Below are 17,889 nucleotides of genomic sequence, written 5' to 3' on the forward strand. Positions count from 1 at the left end.
AACATGGGGGACAACCTGGAGTACCCCGATGTCCGAGTAGTCATGCATTAGCATCCTCCGGTGCCCGAGGGACACACGATCCACCGCCTCGCCGCCCACCACCGCTCGTTGCTGGCCGGGCAGCGGGTGTCCGTTTCGAGCCCGCAGGGCAGGTTCGCCGCCGGTGCCGCGCTGACCGGCGCGGAACTGCTCGACACCGAGGCGTACGGCAAGCACCTGCTGCACCACTACGCCGACGACCGGACGCTGCACGTGCACCTCGGGCTGTACGGCGTGTTCAGCGACGGCGGGCAGCCGGCCCCGCCGCCGGTCGGGCAGGTGCGGCTGAGACTCGCCACCGACCGGCACTGGATCGACCTGCGCGGGCCGACCGCGTGCGAGCTGATGAGCCCGCCGGAAGTGGCCGCCCTGCGGGCGCGGCTCGGCGCCGACCCGCTGCGTGACGACGCCGATCCGGACGCCGCGTACGCGCGGATCAGCCGGAGCGGCATGGCACTGGCGGCCCTTCTGCTGGATCAGTCCATTGTGGGCGGTGCCGGCCTGGTGTACATGTCGGAGGTGTTGTTCCGTGCGGGTATCCCGCCGACGCGGCCCGGGCGCGAGCTGAGCACCGAGGCTTGGCAGGCGCTCTGGGTCGATCTGCGTGAGCTGATGAAGGAAGGCGTTGCCCGGGGCCGGATCGACACCGTCCACAGCCGACACATGCCGGAGGCGATGGGGCGGGCGCCGCGGGTCGACCGGCACGGCGGCGAGGTGTACGTGTACCGCCGCGCCGGCCAACCATGCCTAGTGTGCGGCACGGAGATCCAGCGCTCGGGCCTGGCCGGCCGCAACTCCTACTGGTGCCCCACCTGCCAGCGCTAGCTGGCACGCGCGCGGGTCTGATCGGCCAGGTAGTCCAGGACAGCCGACATCTCGCCGGTTCTCGCGTACACCGCGCGCTGCCGGGACGCTCCGGTGCCGCGGGCCCTTAACCGTCCCATGAGGATGGTGGCGAGTTCCAAATCGCCGTGCTCCGTCAGCGCCGGCCGCACAGTGTCGAAGAGCCGGCGCATCACGTGCCACGCCGGACGGCTGCGCTGGTCGGCGGGGTCGACGGCGAGCCCGGCTAGCCCGTCGTGCGCGGCCCGCCAGTGCGCCGCGGCGAGCAGGTGGTGGGGCACCTGCGGGGCGGCGACGCCACGGTCGATGTCGCCGAGCACCGTGGCGACGAGCCCGCGCACCAGGGCGGCGATCAGCACCGTGTCGTCGAGGCTCGGGCACACGTCGCCGATCCGGATCTCGACGGTGGGGTAGCTCGCGGACAGCCGCGCGTACCAGTACAGCATCCCCTGGTCGAGCATCGCACCGGTGCCGATGAGGGATTCGACCAGCTGCTCGTAGTGCGCGTGCGACTCCAGGTACGGCGTCGGGCCGACGGAGGGCCAGCGCGCCCACATCACCGAGCGCCAGCTCGCGTATCCGGAGTCCAACCCGTCGGCGAACGGCGAGTTGGTCGTGGCCGCGTGCAGCAGCGGGAGCCACGGCCGCAGGTGATTCAACACCCGTACACCGGTCTCCGGGTCGGGGATGCCAATGTGGACGTGCAGCCCGTTGAGTCCCGGGCCGGGCGAGAGCGCGCCGAACCGCTCGACCATCTGGTGAAACCGCGGCTGGTCGACGACCGGCGGCTCCGGTCCGGCGACGGGGGAGCAGCCGATGGCGACGACCCGAGCACCGGCTCGCGAAGCCGCCTCCGCCACGCCGCCACGCAGCAGGCTCAGCGCGTGCCGCAGCGCGCCGAGGTCGAGACCGGGCGGGCTGTTTATCTCGATCTGGCTGGTGAGGTATTCGTGCGTCACCTGCCCCCGCAGGTCACCCGGCACTTCGGCGAGCACCGCGTCGACCGCGCCCACCGCCTGTGCCTTCTCGGCATCCAGGAGCAGGAACTCCTCTTCGACCCCAACAGTGAGCGTCACTGCCATCGATTACCCGGAAATCACCATCGGCGAACCATACTTTTGGCCCATTATGTGAGCTAGATCCCGTCAAGGGGGAGGTACGCCGTGACCGCCACCATGGGCCGACCAACGACCGCTGCACCAACTCGGGAGGCGCGCGTGCTCAGCGCCGCGCGACCAACCTGGCGGCGGCACATTCCCACGCTCCTGGCGGCGGCCCTGTGGGCGGTCGCGGTCGCCTGCGCGGTCTGGGCCGTCGTGGCTGCCTTCCCCGATGTGGTACGCCCACCGCGCGCCATGCCCACCCCTGCCAACCTCGCGTTCGCCGCGTTCGCGGGCGTGCTCGCCCTGGCGGTGGCACGCCGGCGCCGGATCGCCTTCTGGGTGCTCACCGGCTACCTCCTGATCGCCCTTGTGGCAGCCATCGGCAGCGGCGATCAGGTCGTGCGGGCGGTCGGTGCCCCCATCGTCGCGGTGGCCATGGTCCTGACGCTGCTCGGGTACGGGGAGTTCACCACGCGGGGACGCTGGGCCGGCCTCCCCTGGGCAGCGGGGCTCTTCGTCGTGCTGATCGCCGGGGGGATCTGGGGTGGGCGCTGGCTGGTGACCGAGTACCCGGGCACCGTCGGCCAGTACCGGCTCGGGTACGCGGCCGAGGGGGTGCTCGGCGCCCTCATCGTCGACCCGGACCGCGACGGGCGGGCGCCCGGCTGGGTGGACCTGCTGCTCGGCCTCGCGGGAGCGGTGGCGCTGCTCGCCGCGGTGGCGGTGGTCCTGCTGCGGTCGCGGCGCCGCCCGAAGCCCCGGGACGCCGGGCCTGAGCAGGGCGTCCGTGACCTGCTGGCGCGGTACGGCGACCGCGACCCCCTCGGGTACTTCGCGACCCGGCGCGACCTGGCCGTGGCGTTCTCGCCCACCGGCAAGGCGGCTGTGCCGTACCGGGTCGTGCGTGGTGTCAGCCTCGCCGCCGGCGATCCGATCGGTGACCCGGAGGCGTGGGGACCCGCGATCGCCGCCTGGCTGGCGCGGGCTGAGAAGCACGGCTGGAAGCCCGCGGTGCACGCCGCGAGCGAGGAGGCCGCGGCCGCGTACGCCCGTGCCGGGCTGAGCGGGATGCACCGGGGCGACGACGCGGTGCTCCTGAGCGGAGAGTTCACTGTGGAGGGGCGGGACATGCGGCCGGTACGCCAGGCGGCCGGCCGCGCCGAGGCCGCCGGATACACCACACAGGTGCGCCGGTGCGCCGACGCGTCCCCGGAAGAGTTGGCGACCGTCCGCACGCTCGCCAACTCCTGGCCGGCGGCGTTCGGCCCGGCACTGGGGCGCCTCGGTGACCCGGCCGACAGCCGCTGCGTGCTCGTGGAGGCGTTCGACGGCGATGGGGCCCGCAAGGCGCTGCTGGCGCTCGCCCCCTGGGGCGACCGCGGGCTGGTGCTCGACCTGGTCCGCGGCGCACCCGACGCGGTGGACGGCGTGGTGGAGTTCCTCGTGGTGGCGCTCATGCGGGACGCGGCCCGGCTGGGCGTCGACCGGGTCTGTCTCGGCGTGGCCGACTCTCCGGAGCGCTACCGCTTCCACACCCGGTACCAGCCGTTGTGGCGGCCTCGGTACCTCTGTGTGGCGGATCGCCGCGATGTGCCCCGCGTGGAGCGCGCGGCGGCGATGGCTGGCCGCACCACGAGGCTGCCCGCGCCGGTGTCCGCGCCAGCGGTCGCGATGGCCGAAGCCGTGCCGACCCCGACCGTGCCCGAGCAGGCGCAGGTGCGGCTCGCCAAGCGGGAGCGGCTGCTCGCGGCCGGCATCGACCCGTACCCGGTGGGCTTTCACCGCACCGACAACAGCGTGGCGCTGGCGATCCGTTACGAGGGGCTGCCGCCGGACAGCGGCACGGGTGACCGGGTGGCCGTCGCGGGCCGCGTGGTGCTGCTGCGCGACCACGGTGGCGTGTGTTTCGCGACCATCCGCGACTGGACCGGTGACCTCCAGGTGCTCGTCGACAGTGGCCTCCAGGAGTGGAGGTCCACAGTAGACCTCGGTGATCACGTGGGCGTACGCGGCGAGGTGGTCACGAGCAAACGCGGTGAGCTGTCGGTGCGCGTCGAGTCGTGGGAGCTGACTGCCAAGTGCCTGCGCCCACTGCCGGACAAGCGACGCGGCCTCGCCGACCCCGAGGCACGGGTGCGCCTGCGGTACCTCGATCTGATCAGCAGCGCGCAGACGCGTGACCTGCTGCGCGCGCGCAGCGCGGCCACCCACAGCCTGCGCGAGACGTTGATCGACCGGGGCTACCTGGAGGTGGAGACGCCGGTCCTGCAACGCGTGCACGGTGGCGCGTACGCCCGCCCGTTCGCTACGCACCTGCACGCCTACGACGCCCGCCTGTACCTGCGGGTGGCCCACGAGCTTCACCTCAAGCGACTGGCGGTCGGCGGTGTGGAGCGGGTCTTCGAGCTGGGCAGGGTGTTTCGCAACGAGGGCGTCGACCATACGCACAGCCCGGAGTTCACGCTGCTTGAGGCGTACCAGGCGTACGCGGACTACCGGACCATGCGGGAGCTGGCGCGGGCACTCGTGCAGCGCGCGGCGCTGGCGGTGTACGGGTCGACGGTGGCGCACCAGCCGGGTCCGCGCGGCGTGGCGGTGGAGCACGACCTGTCCGGCGAATGGCCGGTGCTGACCGTCCACGAGGCATTGTCGACGGCGCTGGGGGAGTGGGTCACGGCGGACACTGGGCTCTCCACGCTGCGCCGGATGTCCGACGCGGCGGGTGTGCCGTACGACCCGCGGTGGGAGCGTGGCGCGCTGCTCCAGGAGATGTACGAGCGGCTGGTGCTGCCGCGTACCACGACGCCGGTGTTCTACACGGACTTTCCCGTGGAGTCGGCGCCGCTGGCCCGGGCGCACCGGAAGGACCCGAGGCTGGCCGAGCGGTGGGATCTGGTGGCGTTCGGCGTGGAGCTTGGCACGGCGTACTCGGAACTGGTCGACCCGGTCGAGCAGCGGCGGCGGATGACCGAGCAGTCCTTGTTGGCGGCCGGCGGCGACCCGGAGGCGATGGAGCTCGACGAGGACTTTCTGCAGGCGCTGGAGTACGCCATGCCACCCACCGGCGGGCTCGGTCTCGGCGTGGATCGCCTGGTCATGCTGCTGACCGGGCGTGCGATCCGGGACACTCTGCCTTTCCCCTTGGTCCGTTAAAGGCAAATTGAGCCCTTCCCGCTGGTGCGTTAACGGCCTGTTGACAATTCGTTTCCATCGAAGTACAAACCTCTCAGAGAGCGCTCTCACAGTCGTGATCCTCGATGCCACCCCAGCGTGAGCAATCGCTCTCCCGTCCGCCCCGAGAGAGGTCTGTCGATGAACCCCGAAGCGGCCACCCGCCGTCCCGCTAGACGCCTGCTCGGCGTCGCCGTCGTCGTCACCGCCGTCACCGCCCTGCTCGCGGTCACCCTCAACGCCCGCGCCGCGCTTCCACCCACCCCGTCCGGGTGGTCGCTGGTGTGGAGCGACGACTTCACCGGTGCGGCCAACACCCTGCCGTCGTCGTCGAACTGGATCATCGACACCGGCACGTCCTACCCCGGTGGCCCCGCCAACTGGGGCACGGGCGAGATCCAGACGTACACGAACAACACCGCCAACGTGAGCCACGACGGCTCCGGCAACCTGCGGATCACGCCCATTCGCAACGCGTCCGGCGGGTGGACCTCGGCGCGCATCGAGACCGTGCGCACCAACTTCAAGCCGCCGTCCGGCGGCGTACTGCGCATCGAGGGCCGCATCCAGATGCCGAACGTGACCGGTGCGGCTGCCGCCGGGTACTGGCCGGCGTTCTGGGCGCTTGGCGCGCCGTACCGGGGCAACTACCAGAACTGGCCCAGCATCGGCGAGTTCGACGTCATGGAGAATGTGAACGGGATCAACTCCGTCTGGGGAGTGCTCCACTGCGGAGTCAATCCCGGCGGGCCGTGCAACGAGACCAATGGGCTCGGCGCCTCCCGCGCCTGCCCGGGGAGTTCCTGCCAGTCCGCCTTCCACACGTACCGCTTCGAGTGGGACGCCAGCGCCAGCCCGCAGCAACTGCGGTGGTACGTGGACGGCCAGCACTTCCACACCGTCACCCAGTCGCAGGTGGGTGAGCCGCACTGGTCCAACATGACCAGTCACGCCGGGTACTTCCTGCTGCTCAACGTGGCGATGGGTGGCGCGTTCCCAAACGGCGTCGCGGGCAGCGCGACCCCGACCAGCAGCACCGTCTCCGGGGTGCCGATGCTCGTCGACTACGTGGCCGTGTACACCAGCGGTGGCGGCACGACGCCCACGACGCCGGCGACCACGACCCCGCCTCCCGGTGGTTCCCGGGATGCCTACGCGCTCATCGAGGCGGAGTCGTTCAACGCGCAGAACGGTGTGCAGACCGAGACGTGCAGCGAGGGCGGGCGCAACATCAGTCACGTCGCGAACGGTGACTGGATCCGCCTCGACAACGTCAACTTCGGTTCGACGCCGCCCCGCGACTTCGTGGCCCGGGTCGCGTCCGGCGCGGCGGGCGGGGTGAGCGGTCTGGTGGAGGTACGGCTGGACAGCCCGACGAGCGCCCCGATCGGCAGCTTCGCCCTCGCCAACACCGGCGGCTGGCAGAGCTGGCGCTCGGTGCCCGGCAACGTGTCGGCGGTGACCGGCACCCGCACGGTGTACCTGACGTTCACCAGCGGCCAGCCCGCGGACTTCGTCAACGTGAACTGGCTCCAGTTCCGTCGTTAAGAGTCTGCGGGGTTCTAGCGGGCGTGGGCCTGGCGGCGGCGCTTGACCACCCAGGTCAGCACCGCCGCCAGGAACGCCACCAGCAGGCCCAGGTCGAACCAGTGGCTGTACCGCTCGACGTCCTGCCACTGATCGCCCAGCGCGTACCCGAGCCCTACGAAGATCGAGTTCCAGACGCCGCTGCCCAGCACGGTGAGGCCGGCGAACTGGCCGAGCGGCATCCGGTTGGCGCCCGCCGGCACCGAGACGAGGCTCCGCACCACCGGCACCATCCTGCCGATCAGCACCGCCCACTTGCCGTACTTCTCGAACCACTTGTCGGCCCGGTCGAGCTCCTCGTTGTCGACGAGCGGGAGGCGGTCCAGCCAGCGGCGCAGCCGTTCCTCGCCGATCGCGGCGCCGGCGTAGTACAGGGCCAGCGCGCCGATCAGCGACCCGGCGGTGGCCGCGAGGACGACCAGCACGATGTTGACCCTGCCGGAACTCGCCAGATACCCGGACATGGCGAGCACGACCTCGCTGGGCACCGGCGGCACCACTGTCTCCAAGGCGACGAGCAGGCCGACGCCGGCCTCGCCCAGCGCGTCGACCACCCGCGCTACCCATCCGGTGATTCCGCCGAGTTCCGTGGGGTCCGCTTCGGTGATCACGGGGTCGGCTTACCCGCCAGGACGCAGGTCCACACTCCGCACCGAGCTGTCGCGGATCTGGAGCTTGGTGTTCAGCGTGATCGTGGAAGGCGCCCGGTTGGGGTTGGCGATCCGCTGGCTGAGCAGGTCAGCGGCGGTGCGCCCCAGCTCGTACGTCGGCTGCGCCACCGTGGTCAGGGATGGCCGCACCAGGTGCGCCCACGGCACGTCGTCGAAGCCGACCATGCCCATCTCACCCGGCACCTCGATGCCGCTGTCCACAAGGCACTCCATGGCGCCGACCGTGGTGAGGTTGTTGCCGGCGAAGACCGCGTCGGGACGCGGCCGCAGGGTCAGCAGCGCGGCCATCGCGCAGTAGCCGCCCTGCTCGCGGAAGTCCGCGAACCGGACCAGCTCCGGATCGAAGGCGCGCCCGTGCGACTCCAGCGCCCGCCGGTATCCCAAAAGCCGCTGGTCGGCCGTGAAGACGCTGTGCGGGCCGGTGATGCAGGCGATCCGCTGGTATCCGGACTCGATCAGATGCGTGGTGGCCAGCTCGGCGGCGTGCTCGTTGTCGACCAGTACCGTGTCTGCCCGCACGTCGTCCGCCTGCCGGTCGATGACGACCACCGGCACCCGGGCGTCGATGAGCCGGTTGACGTTCGCGGCGTCACCGGAAGGTGAAATGATCACACCCGCCATCTGCTCGGCGAGCGCGGCGTCGACGTACTGCCCCTCCTTGCCGGCGTCGTCGTCGGAGTTGCACAGCACCACCGAGTAGCCGGCGCCCTGCGCGACGTCCTCCACACCGCGTACCAGCGCGGTGAAGAACGGGTTGCCGATGTCGGCGATGATCACGGCCCACAGCGTCGTGCGGCTCCGGCGCAGATTGCGTGCCACGGCGTTCGGCCGGTAGTGCAGTTCGCGCATCGCGGCGCGGACGCGTTCGGCCAGCGCCGGGTCCACATTGGCGTGTCCGTTCACCACCCGCGAAACCGTTGCCGGCGACACTTCCGCACGCCGCGCGACGTCATAGATGGTCGCCATCGCCCCTCCCAAGCCCGGCAGCCGAGCCCCGATGATCGCAGAACCGCGCTATCAGCGGTTAGTTTGACCTTGGTCGGCATCGGAGAAGCAGATACGCATGGGAGAGCGCTGGTACACCGAAGCTGTCGTCTACTGCCTTGACGTCGACACATTCGCGGATTCGGACGGCGACGGCGTCGGTGATATCCGGGGCCTGATCGGACGCCTGGATTACCTCGCCCGGCTGGGCGTGACCTGCGTATGGCTGCACCCGATCCACCCCTCGCCGAGCCGTGACGACGGTTACGACGCGACCGACTTCTACGGCGTGCACCCGCGGCTGGGCAGCCTGGGCGACTTCACCGAGCTGCTGCACGAGGCCCGAAACCGCGGCATCCGGGTGATCATCGATTTGGTCGTCAACCACACATCCGACGAGCACCCGTGGTTCCAGTCGGCGCGTTCGTCGCCGGACTCCCCGTACCGGGACTGGTACGTGTGGTCCGAGACCGAGCCGCCGGACCGTCACCAGGGCATGGTGTTTCCGGGCGAGCAGAGCGAGACGTGGAGCTACGACCGCACCGCGAAGGCGTGGTATTACCACCGCTTCTACAAGTTCCAGCCAGATCTGAACTTCGCGAACCCTAAGGTGCGCGAAGAGGTCAAAAAGGTCGTGGCGTTCTGGCTCCAACTCGGGGTGTCGGGGTTCCGTATCGACGCGGCGCCATTCATCATCGAGCTGACCGAGCCGGGCAACCCGAACTCACCCAAGGATTTCGATTTCCTCACGGACCTGCGCTCGCACGTCCAGTGGCGCGGCGGCGACGCGGTGCTGCTCGCCGAAGCCAACGTCGAACCGGACAACCTGGTCGCCTACTTCTCCGACGCGGGCGGCTCGGCCAACCGGCTGCACACGCTCTTCGACTTCATGCTCAACGGCAAGCTGGTGCTCGCGCTCGCCCGGCAGGACCCGGAACCCATCATCGACGCGCTGCGCGATACACCGATGCTGCCAGCCGGCGCGCAGTGGGCCACGTTCATCCGCAACCACGACGAGATCGACCTCTCCCGGCTCACCGCCGAGCAGCGGGAGGAGGTGTACCAGCAGTTCGGCCCCGAGGAGAACATGCGCATATACGACCGGGGCATCCGGCGGCGACTCGCCCCCATGCTCGGTGGTGACCGTCGGCGGCTGGAACTGGCGTACGCGCTCCAGTTCAGCCTGCGCGGCACGCCGGTGCTGCGGTACGGCGACGAGATCGGGATGGGTGAGGACCTCTCGCAGGCCGGCCGGTACGCCATCCGCACCCCGATGCAGTGGTCGCCCGCGCCGAACGGCGGCTTCTCCAGCGCCCCCGCCGACCAGCTGGTGCGACCAGTGATCTCGGGCGGCGAGTTCGGGTACGAGAAGGTCAACGTGACCGCCCAGCGCCGCGATCCGGCGTCCCTGCTGGCGTGGTTCGAGCGCATGATCCACACGCTGCGCGAGGCGCCCGAGGTCGGCTCGGGAAGCTGCACGCACATCGACGTGCCCGCGCCGGCCGGCGTGCTGGCGCACCGGGCCGACGGGCCGACGGGCACGATGGTCTTCCTGCACAACCTCGGCACCGACGACGTCGAGGTCGACCTGGGCGCGCTCGCCAAGGAAGCCGACCTGCCGGTCGAGGTCCTTGCCGACCAGGACTACGGGGACGTGCGGTTCGACGCGCTGGCGCTCGGCGGGTACGGCTACCGGTGGATCAGGCTCCGGCGCACCACGTAGGCTCCGGCACATGACTGAGCAGCGGATCGCGATCGTCACCGGCGCGGCGCGCGGCATCGGCGCCGCCACGGCCCGCAGGCTGGCGGCCGACGGCATGGCGGTCGGCGTCGTCGACCTCGGCGAGGCGGCTGGGAAGGCGACGGTCGACAGCATCGTGGCGGCCGGCGGACGGGCGCTCGCCGTGGGCGCCGACGTGGCCGACAAGGCGCAGGTGGAGGCGGCCGTCGAGCGGGTGGCCGCCGAGCTGGGCCCGCCGACCGTGCTGGTCAACAACGCTGGCGTGTTGCGCGACAACCTGCTGTTCAAGATGAGCGAAGACGACTGGGACACCGTGCTCGGCGTGCACCTGCGCGGTGCGTTCCTCTTCAGCCGCACCGTGCAGAAGCACATGGTCGAGCAGCGCTGGGGCCGGATCGTGAACCTGTCGAGCACGTCCGCGCTGGGCAACCGCGGGCAGGCCAACTACGCGGCGGCCAAGGCGGGCATGCAGGGCTTCACGAAGACCCTGGCGATCGAGCTGGGGCCGTTCGGCGTGACGGCCAACGCGGTGGCGCCCGGGTTCATCGTCACCGACATGACTGCGGCCACGGCGGCGCGCGTCGGGGTCGGCTTCGACGACTTCCAGGAGCAGGCGGCGGCGCAGATCCCGGTGCGGAGGGTGGGGCGGGCCGAAGACGTCGCCCACACAGTTTCGTTCCTGGTCAGTGAAGGCGCGTCATTCGTGTCCGGCCAGGTCATCTACGTTGCGGGCGGCCCCCGCGCCTGAGTTGCGGGCGGTGCGGCGCAGCCAGTAGAGGCCGAGGATCGGCAGGACCAGCGGCACGAAGCCGTACCCCTTGCCGAACCCGGACCACACCGTGTCGTCCGGAAACGCCGACGAGGACGCCAGGCTCGCCGTACCCACCGCTAGCACGCCGGCCAGCTCGATCGAGCAGCATATGAGCGCGAGCCTGCGGCCACCGGGTCCGCCGCGCACCAGCGCGACGGTCGCTACCAGGTAGATCGCCGCCGCGAGCGCGGAGAGCAGGTACGCCGCCGGCGCCTCGCTGAACTTCGTGCCGATCTGCACGGCCGCGCGGGCACTGGCGGAGAGCGCGAAGATCCCATACACCACGATCAGGACACGGCCCGGCCCCGAGTTGACCCGCTCACGCACCGGTGGCCTCCCAGAGCTGCTGGAGCCGCACGACGAGCACCGGCATGACCAGGCAGGCCACCGTGAGGATCACCGAGCCCCACCGTGTGGGCTCCATCCGAGCGAGCCCGACGGCGACCGGTGGCAGCCCGAGGAAGGTGATCAGGTACCCGACGAAGGTGCCTGGCTCGCCGGGCCGCTCGCCGCCGATCATCGCCACGACGGCCACGACCGTGAGCACGAGAGCGGCCAGCTCGACCACGGCCACGCCGATCACGTGACTGAGGTCCGGCGGCCGGTTGCGGGCGGCGGCGATCGCGCACCACGCCGCGACGGCGAGCGCCGCGACGATGACCACGACTCCCAGGGTGTCGTTCACGGGCGCCACTCTACTAATGACCGTAGTAAGCACTTGCGTGGTCACCGGCCGATAGGGCGCATATAGTTGAAACGCTCGATGGACCCTGGGGAGTCGCCGAGTGGAACTGACCGCTGTATGGGCGCTGCTGCTGACCGCCGGGCTCGTCATCCTCGCTCTGGTGGCGTTCGCGGCGGTGGCCGAGCGGCCCCGCACACCGCGCCCCGACCCGCGCAAGCTGCGCGCCGCCGCGCAGGAGCTGGCGGTCCATGCCAACAAAGCGCACACCGAGGCCGGCCGCGCCGCCGGGGCAGCGGCCGACGCCCGCGAACGGCTCGCCGAGGCCGAGCGCGCCCGCGACGAGGCGTGGGCCGCGCAGGAGGCGGCCGACCAGACCTACCGGCGGGCCTGGCAAGAGGTACTGGCCGGCCGGGCGGCCCAGGACAGCCGGGTGGCCGACCCCGTCGAGGGCGCCGACGAGCAGCAGCGGGACGTGGCGCGGGCGGCTCTGACCGCGTACCGGAACGGTGACATCTCGGTCGAGCAGCTCCGCGAGGTGTGGCTGCGCGCCAGCGGCGACTGGGATCCCGAGCTGGAGGAGCGGGAGCGCGCGGCGTACCGGTACAAGCTGGAGGAGCGCGCGGCCCGGCGGGTGTACCACCGCGCCGACGTGGCCGTGCGGCACGCCGAGCAGGAGGTCCAGGTCGCCGAGGTGGCCCTTCAAGCCCTGCGGGACGAGGCGGCGGAGGCCGCTGTCGAGGCGCACGAGGCCCTCCTCGCCACCGAGCGGTACACGCAGCGCCGCAGGTTGCCACGACCCCGGCCGCGCACGGAGTAATACCTGGTCACACGTAGGCTGACCGGCATGGGATTGAGGTTTGGCCTGCTAGGCACGGGTTACTGGGCGGCCGAGACGCAGGCGGCGGGGCTCGCCTCGCACCCGGATGCCGATCTTGTCGCGGTCTGGGGGCGTGACCCGGCCAAGGCGGAGACGCTCGCGAAGCGATATGGCATCACGCCCTACGACGACGTGGACGCCTTGCTCGCGGACGTCGACGCGGTGGCCGTGGCGGTACCGCCGGACGTGCAGGCCGGCCTCGCGCTCCGGGCCGCCGAAGCCGGCCGTCACCTGCTGCTCGACAAGCCGGTCGCGCTGGACACCGCCATGGCCGACCAGATCGTCACGGCGGTCGACGAGCGCGGGCTCTCCTCGGTGGTCTTCTTCACCAACCGGTTCTACGGCAGCATCGCCGACTTCCTGACCGCGACCGCCGCCACCGGCGACTGGCACGGCGCCCGGATGACCCAGTTCGCGTCGATCTTCCAGCCGGGCAACCCGTACGGCCTGTCGCCGTGGCGCCGCGAGCGTGGCGGGCTGTGGGATATCGGCCCGCACGCCCTGTCGGTGCTGTGGCCGGTGCTCGGCCCGGTCGCCGAGGTCACCTGCGTCGACGCGCCGCGCTCCACCGTGCACCTGACGCTGCGGCACACCGGCGGCACGGTCAGCACGGTCTCGCTGACCCTCGACGCGCCGCCCCAGGCCGGCATCCGTGACTGCGTGTTCTACGGCGAGAACGGCCTTGCGACGCTCCCGGGCGCCGACGGCACGGCGGTGGACGCGTTCACCAAGGCGGTCGGCGAGCTCGTCCGCGACGTTGCCGCCGGCGCCACACGCCACCCGTGCGACGTGCGCTTCGGGCGGGACGTGGTGGCTGTCCTGGAAGCCGCCGAGACCGCGCGCCGCGAGGACCGCACGGTCAGCGTGGCGGCGTAGGCAGTACCGGCACCGAGCGGCCGTCGCGACCGGTCGCGTGTACGGTCGCGGGGCCATCGGGCTTGTCCAGGTACGGGCCGGAGGTCACCACCGTGCCGCCGCGCTTGGTGGCGCCGTCGACGGTGACCTCGATGCTCTTCACGTCGCGGCTGCCCACCGCCACGTGGAACCAGTCACCGGCCGGCGAGTGCCACCACCAGCCCACCACGACGTGCCGGGCGAGGCGGCTGCACAGCCGGGTACCGGTGGCCTCGGCGACCACCCCGGCCGGCTCCCCGCCGATCTGGGTGACCGCCCAGATCCGGTTGCCGTCGCCGGGCAGGGCGGCACGCACGCACGCCAACTGGGCGCTGCTGTCGCGTAGCCGTCCCGACCAGACCTGCCACGCGGTGACCGACTCGGCGGCGGTGCCCCGCAGGCCGCCGACGGCGCAGCCCAGACGCCGCCAGAGGTCCGCTCCGGCGTCCAGCTCCGCGGGGCGGGTCATGTCGTTCGCCGGGCGGGCCGGCACGTACATGAGGTGCGCCAGCGCGGCGGTGCCGAGGTCGGCCAGCGTGAACGGTCCGCCGCGAGACACCTCGACCGAACGCAGCCGCAGCAGCGGCCCCCGCCAGCACCCCGCTTCGAGCGGTGGTGGCCCGGGCTCCGTGACGCCGTCCGTGATCGCCAACCGCTGCCACTCCTCGGCGCCCAGGTCGCCCACCTCGGCACCGGTCACCCAGGGCCCGAGTAGGTACCGCCCGGGGGTGAGCCGGATCGCGCTGGCCGCGTACCCGTCCGGGCGGGGCGCCGGCTCGATCCGTAGCGCCCGCTCGGTGCCCCTCTCGGTGTACGTGGCGATCCGGGTGGCGTCGGCCAGCACGGCGACCGTGGTGTCGTCCACGTCGCCGGCGTACAGCACCTGCGGCGGCTCGTTGGGCGGTTCGCCGCTCACCTGGGTCGACTCCAGGTGCCCGTCGTACCAGGCCGTCAGCGCGCTGCGCAGCAGCGCGTCGTCACCCGCTCGAGCGCCCCTGGTGGGCCAGGTGCGGAGCGTCAGCTCGGTCGCCTTGGACCAGGCGTTCGCCGCCACGCGCCGCACCTGAAGCTGCTCCTCCGGATCGCTCCGCGCGGTCGGTACGCCGAACACCAGCGCGCCGGCGAGCGCCGCCGCGAGCACGGTCGCCAGCGCCGTCGCACCCAGCCTGGTGCCGCGCCAGAGCCGGATCATCAGCGGGTCGGGGGCGCGCAGCTGGACGAGCGTGGGGTCGGCGGGTGGCTCGGAGAGCAGGTGGCGCTGGTGGTCGGGGCTAAGGCCGTAGGCCTCGTGGATGCGCTGGCGCAGGGCGGACGCGGCGGCGAGCCGGCGCACTGCGTCGCTCCAGCCGGCCTGCTGGAGCAGCAGCACGGCATCGCGGGCCTGGAGGTTCTCCAGCATCGTGAGCGCGTACCCGGCCCGCACGCTGGGCTCGGCCGTGGCGAGCGCCTCGTCCAGTTCCCGGTGGGCCCGGCTGCCGGGCAGCGGGGTGTGCCACGCCCAGGTGACCACCACAGGCAGTGCCCGGCGGTGCGGTTTGGCGGCGCGGCGCAGCACGCGGACCACCAGTTCGGGGTACGTCAAAGGGGTACGCGCGCGCCACGGCAGTGCCCGGTGCACCAGCCGGTGCGCCCGGACGAGCCGTGACTGCCTGCCGGGCGGTGCGGGCGCGATCAGGTATGCGAGCCGCACCAGGCGCTCGTACTGCCGCACGAAGACGGTCTCGGCCCGGGCGGGCGGCGCAGAGGGCTCCACGGGGGAGTCAACGTGGTGGCCTTGCGCGCGGTCACGGCCATCGGTATATCGTTTTTGATATGGAGGACGACCTGCCGCTGCTCCCGGGCTTCCGGGAGATGGCGATACGGCGCCGCGAGCTGCTCGCCCGGCTCGCGGAGCAGCGGCGCGCGGCCGGGCTCTCGCAGGCCGAGGTGGCCGTGCGGATGGGCACGTCCCAGCCGGCCGTCGCCCGGCTGGAGGCCGGCGAGGTCGACGTCCGGATGTCTACTGTGGAGCGCTACGCGGCCGCCGTCGGGGTGCGCCTGGAGATGCGCCTCCAACCACCTGGGAGGTAAGCGTGAGATTGCGACTCGATCCGCCGGGACCCGCGGGCCCGCCATGGCGGCCCGGCGCGCCGCCGCCCATGCCAGACGAGCCGGCCGTCGAGGGCATGCCGCCGTGGTTGCAGGAGCGCATGTTCGAGCAGCGCATGGTGATAGTCACCGGCCCGCTGACGGGGCCCGCCGCCACCCAGGCCGCCGCCGCGCTGCTCACGCTCGACGCGCTGGGCACCGAGCCGGTACGCCTGCACCTGGCGACGCCCGACGGGGACCTGGCCGCCGCGTTCGGGCTGATCGACGTGCTGGACTCGATGCGCGCCCCGGTGCACGCCCTCGTCACCTCGCTCACCGGTGGCGCCGCGATCGGCGTGCTCGCCGCGGCCAAGCGCCGGCTGGCGTACTCGCACGCCCAGATCCGCCTCACCGAGCCGCGTGCCGGCGCGGTCAGCGGCACCGCCGACGAGGTGGCCGCGGCCGCTGGCCAGTACCTGCGCGAGCTGGAGGAGCTGGCGCTGCGTGTGGTGGACGCGACGGGCCAGCCGCGCAGCCGGATCGAGGACGACATGGCGGCCGGCCGCACGTTCACGGCCGAGGAGGCTCGTGAGTACGGCCTGCTCGACGAGATCGTGGGCCGCTGACCTCACCTCCCAGGATGAGGGTGTACGACCTGCGGCGTACGGCAGAGGCGGGTAAGACCAGTCTCGTGGTGGTCGGCCGGATCGGACGCCGCTCATAGCGTCGAGGCATGATCGAGGCACGGGCGCTGACGAAGCGCTACGGCGACAAGGTCGCCGTCGATGAGCTGTCCTTCACGGTACGGCCGGGGCAGGTGACCGGGTTTCTCGGGCCGAACGGTGCCGGCAAGTCCACGACGATGCGGATGATCGTCGGGCTGGACCGCCCCACCGCCGGCACGGTGACCGTGGGCGGCCGGCCGTACCGGGAACACACCGCGCCGCTGCGCCAGGTTGGCGCCCTACTGGAGGCCAAGGCCGTCCACAAGGGGCGCACCGCGCACAGCCACCTGCTGGCGCTCGCGCAGACCCACGGCATCGCCGTCCGGCGGGTCGACGAGGTACTCGGCATCGCCGGGCTCTCCGACGTCGCCGGCAAGCGGGTCGGTGGCTTCTCGCTCGGCATGGGCCAGCGGCTGGGCATCGCGGTGGCGCTGCTCGGCGACCCGGCGACGGTGATGCTCGACGAGCCGGTCAACGGGCTCGACCCCGACGGGGTGGTGTGGGTGCGCAACCTGCTCAAGGGCCTCGCCGCCGAGGGTCGCACCGTGCTCGTCTCCAGCCACCTGATGAGCGAGATGGCGCTGACCGCCGACCATCTCGTGATCATCGGACGCGGGCGGCTGTTGGCCGACACCACGGTCGACGAACTGATCGCACGGGTGGCCGTCGGTACCGTGCTGGTGCGCTCGCTCCGCACCGCCGACCTGCGCGACCTGCTCGTCGCCAACGGCGCCACGGTCACACCCACCGACTCGGGTGCCGTGCAGGTCGTTGGGCTGACCGCCGAAAAGATCGGCGACCTCGCGCTCGACGGCGGCCTGCCCCTGTACGAGCTGACCCCACGCCGCGCCTCGCTGGAAGAGGCGTACATGGAGCTGACCCGGGAGGCGGTGGAGTACCGATGATCACTTTTCGGCACGTGCTCCGGTCGGAGTGGACCAAGCTGATCTCGCTCCGGTCGACCTGGGCAACGCTCGGCGCCGTCGCGGCGCTCGCCGTCGGGCTGGCCGGCGCGATCGGGTACGGCGTGAGCCGGTCCGACCCGCCCGCCAACGTGGGCGAGGCGGTCGGCGCCGCGTTCCTCCCGCTCGACTTCTTCGTACTGGTCGTCGGCGCGCTCGGCGTCCTGCAGATGACCGGGGAGTACGGCTCGGGTCTGATCCGGGCCACCCTCACGGCGGTGCCGCGCCGGCTGCCCGTACTGGCCGCCAAGGCGCTCGCCTTCGCGGCGCTCACGTTTCCGGTCATGGTCGCGGTGTGCCTGGCGGCCTTCCTGGTGTGCCAGGCGTTCCTCGGCGAGGGCGGCGCGTCGCTTGGCGATGCGGGGGTGACCGGCGCGATCCTCGGCGCCGCCGCCTGCCCGGTGCTCATGGGCCTGCTGGGCCTCGGCATAGGCGCGCTGGTGCGGAATACCGCCGGTGCGGTCACCACCTTGGCGGCCGTGCTGCTGGTGGTACCCGCGCTGCTGACGCCCGTGCTGCCGGGCGGTTGGGACGAGCGCGTCATGAAGTTCGTGCCCACCATCGCCGGCCAGGCCATGTACGGCGTCGGTGGCAACGGCACGCCCTTCGACACCCTGGCGCCAGCCGCCTCCGCGGCGGTACTCGTCGGATGGGTGCTGGTGACGTTAGCGGGCGGAGCGGCCCTGCTGGCGCGCCGGGACGCGTAGTTTGCTGTGATGGGCTGCTGGT

General features: G+C 72.0%; 17 protein-coding genes. 11 read left to right on the forward strand and 6 right to left on the reverse strand.

The window, feature by feature from the left end:
* The first annotated feature begins 60 nt into the window (after positions 1–60).
* Complete coding sequence (locus tag V6V89_RS03950) at positions 61–864, forward strand: Fpg/Nei family DNA glycosylase (protein ID WP_334617529.1); 804 nt, start codon at positions 61–63, stop codon at positions 862–864.
* Here V6V89_RS03950 and V6V89_RS03955 read toward each other — a convergent pair.
* Positions 861–1,958, reverse strand: coding sequence for a carboxylate-amine ligase (locus V6V89_RS03955; protein WP_334617530.1), 1,098 nt, complete (start codon positions 1,956–1,958; stop codon positions 861–863). The two genes, V6V89_RS03950 and V6V89_RS03955, sit on opposite strands and share 4 nt — an antisense overlap.
* Positions 1,959–2,099: 141 nt before the next feature.
* Here V6V89_RS03955 and lysX point away from each other — a divergent pair, with 141 nt between their 5' ends.
* Positions 2,100–5,138, forward strand: a complete 3,039-nt coding sequence (gene lysX / locus V6V89_RS03960) for a bifunctional lysylphosphatidylglycerol synthetase/lysine--tRNA ligase LysX (protein WP_334617531.1) — start codon at positions 2,100–2,102, stop codon at positions 5,136–5,138.
* A gap of 153 nt (positions 5,139–5,291) precedes the next feature.
* Positions 5,292–6,704 (forward strand): carbohydrate-binding protein, encoded by a 1,413-nt coding sequence (locus V6V89_RS03965; RefSeq protein WP_442935061.1) that lies wholly within the window; start codon positions 5,292–5,294, stop codon positions 6,702–6,704.
* Positions 6,705–6,718: 14 nt separating this feature from the next.
* Here the strand turns inward: V6V89_RS03965 and V6V89_RS03970 are convergent, their stop codons facing one another.
* Positions 6,719–7,354, reverse strand: a complete 636-nt coding sequence (locus tag V6V89_RS03970) for a DedA family protein (RefSeq protein ID WP_334617533.1) — start codon at positions 7,352–7,354, stop codon at positions 6,719–6,721.
* A gap of 9 nt (positions 7,355–7,363) precedes the next feature.
* Complete coding sequence (locus tag V6V89_RS03975) at positions 7,364–8,380, reverse strand: LacI family DNA-binding transcriptional regulator (protein ID WP_334617534.1); 1,017 nt, start codon at positions 8,378–8,380, stop codon at positions 7,364–7,366.
* A gap of 97 nt (positions 8,381–8,477) precedes the next feature.
* Here V6V89_RS03975 and V6V89_RS03980 point away from each other — a divergent pair, with 97 nt between their 5' ends.
* Both V6V89_RS03980 and fabG read left to right on the forward strand, forming a co-directional pair.
* Complete coding sequence (locus V6V89_RS03980; RefSeq protein ID WP_334617535.1) at positions 8,478–10,121, forward strand: alpha-amylase family protein; 1,644 nt, start codon at positions 8,478–8,480, stop codon at positions 10,119–10,121.
* Between the two features lie 10 nt (positions 10,122–10,131).
* On the forward strand, positions 10,132–10,887 hold the full coding sequence (gene fabG / locus V6V89_RS03985) for a 3-oxoacyl-ACP reductase FabG (RefSeq protein WP_334617536.1): 756 nt from the start codon (positions 10,132–10,134) through the stop codon (positions 10,885–10,887).
* Here the strand turns inward: fabG and V6V89_RS03990 are convergent.
* Both V6V89_RS03990 and V6V89_RS03995 read right to left on the reverse strand, forming a co-directional pair.
* A complete protein-coding gene (locus V6V89_RS03990) occupies positions 10,837–11,277 on the reverse strand; it encodes a hypothetical protein (RefSeq protein ID WP_334617537.1) in 441 nt (146 codons plus the stop codon). The genes fabG and V6V89_RS03990 overlap by 51 nt on opposite strands.
* The gene (locus V6V89_RS03995) at positions 11,270–11,635 is read right to left on the reverse strand and encodes a hypothetical protein (RefSeq protein ID WP_334617538.1); all 366 of its coding nucleotides are present in this window, start codon (positions 11,633–11,635) and stop codon (positions 11,270–11,272) included. Before V6V89_RS03995 ends, V6V89_RS03990 begins: the two co-directional genes overlap by 8 nt.
* A 100-nt stretch (positions 11,636–11,735) precedes the next feature.
* On the opposite strand from V6V89_RS03995, the gene V6V89_RS04000 reads away from it, so the two are divergent.
* Positions 11,736–12,452: a hypothetical protein gene (locus V6V89_RS04000; RefSeq protein WP_334617539.1), complete on the forward strand. Its 717-nt coding sequence runs from the start codon at positions 11,736–11,738 to the stop codon at positions 12,450–12,452.
* Between the two features lie 27 nt (positions 12,453–12,479).
* The gene (locus V6V89_RS04005) at positions 12,480–13,388 is read left to right on the forward strand and encodes a Gfo/Idh/MocA family protein (RefSeq protein WP_334617540.1); all 909 of its coding nucleotides are present in this window, start codon (positions 12,480–12,482) and stop codon (positions 13,386–13,388) included.
* Here the strand turns inward: V6V89_RS04005 and V6V89_RS04010 are convergent.
* Positions 13,372–15,159, reverse strand: a complete 1,788-nt coding sequence (locus tag V6V89_RS04010) for a hypothetical protein (RefSeq protein ID WP_334617541.1) — start codon at positions 15,157–15,159, stop codon at positions 13,372–13,374. The genes V6V89_RS04005 and V6V89_RS04010 overlap by 17 nt on opposite strands.
* Positions 15,160–15,218: 59 nt before the next feature.
* Here V6V89_RS04010 and V6V89_RS04015 point away from each other — a divergent pair, with 59 nt between their 5' ends.
* From V6V89_RS04015 to V6V89_RS04030, 4 genes are all read left to right on the forward strand, one after another.
* The gene (locus V6V89_RS04015; RefSeq protein ID WP_334617542.1) at positions 15,219–15,476 is read left to right on the forward strand and encodes a helix-turn-helix domain-containing protein; all 258 of its coding nucleotides are present in this window, start codon (positions 15,219–15,221) and stop codon (positions 15,474–15,476) included.
* Positions 15,477–15,478: 2 nt separating this feature from the next.
* Positions 15,479–16,099 (forward strand): ATP-dependent Clp protease proteolytic subunit, encoded by a 621-nt coding sequence (locus tag V6V89_RS04020; protein WP_334617543.1) that lies wholly within the window; start codon positions 15,479–15,481, stop codon positions 16,097–16,099.
* A 107-nt stretch (positions 16,100–16,206) separates the two neighbouring features.
* Positions 16,207–17,103, forward strand: a complete 897-nt coding sequence (locus V6V89_RS04025) for an ABC transporter ATP-binding protein (RefSeq protein WP_334617544.1) — start codon at positions 16,207–16,209, stop codon at positions 17,101–17,103.
* Positions 17,100–17,867 carry an ABC transporter permease subunit gene (locus V6V89_RS04030; RefSeq protein WP_334617545.1) on the forward strand — a complete coding sequence of 256 codons (768 nt, stop codon included), beginning with the start codon at positions 17,100–17,102 and terminating at the stop codon, positions 17,865–17,867. Before V6V89_RS04025 ends, V6V89_RS04030 begins: the two co-directional genes overlap by 4 nt.
* Positions 17,868–17,889: the final 22 nt, after the last annotated feature.

The organism is Micromonospora sp. CPCC 206061 (assembly GCF_036906915.1).
GTDB lineage: Bacteria > Actinomycetota > Actinomycetes > Mycobacteriales > Micromonosporaceae > Phytohabitans.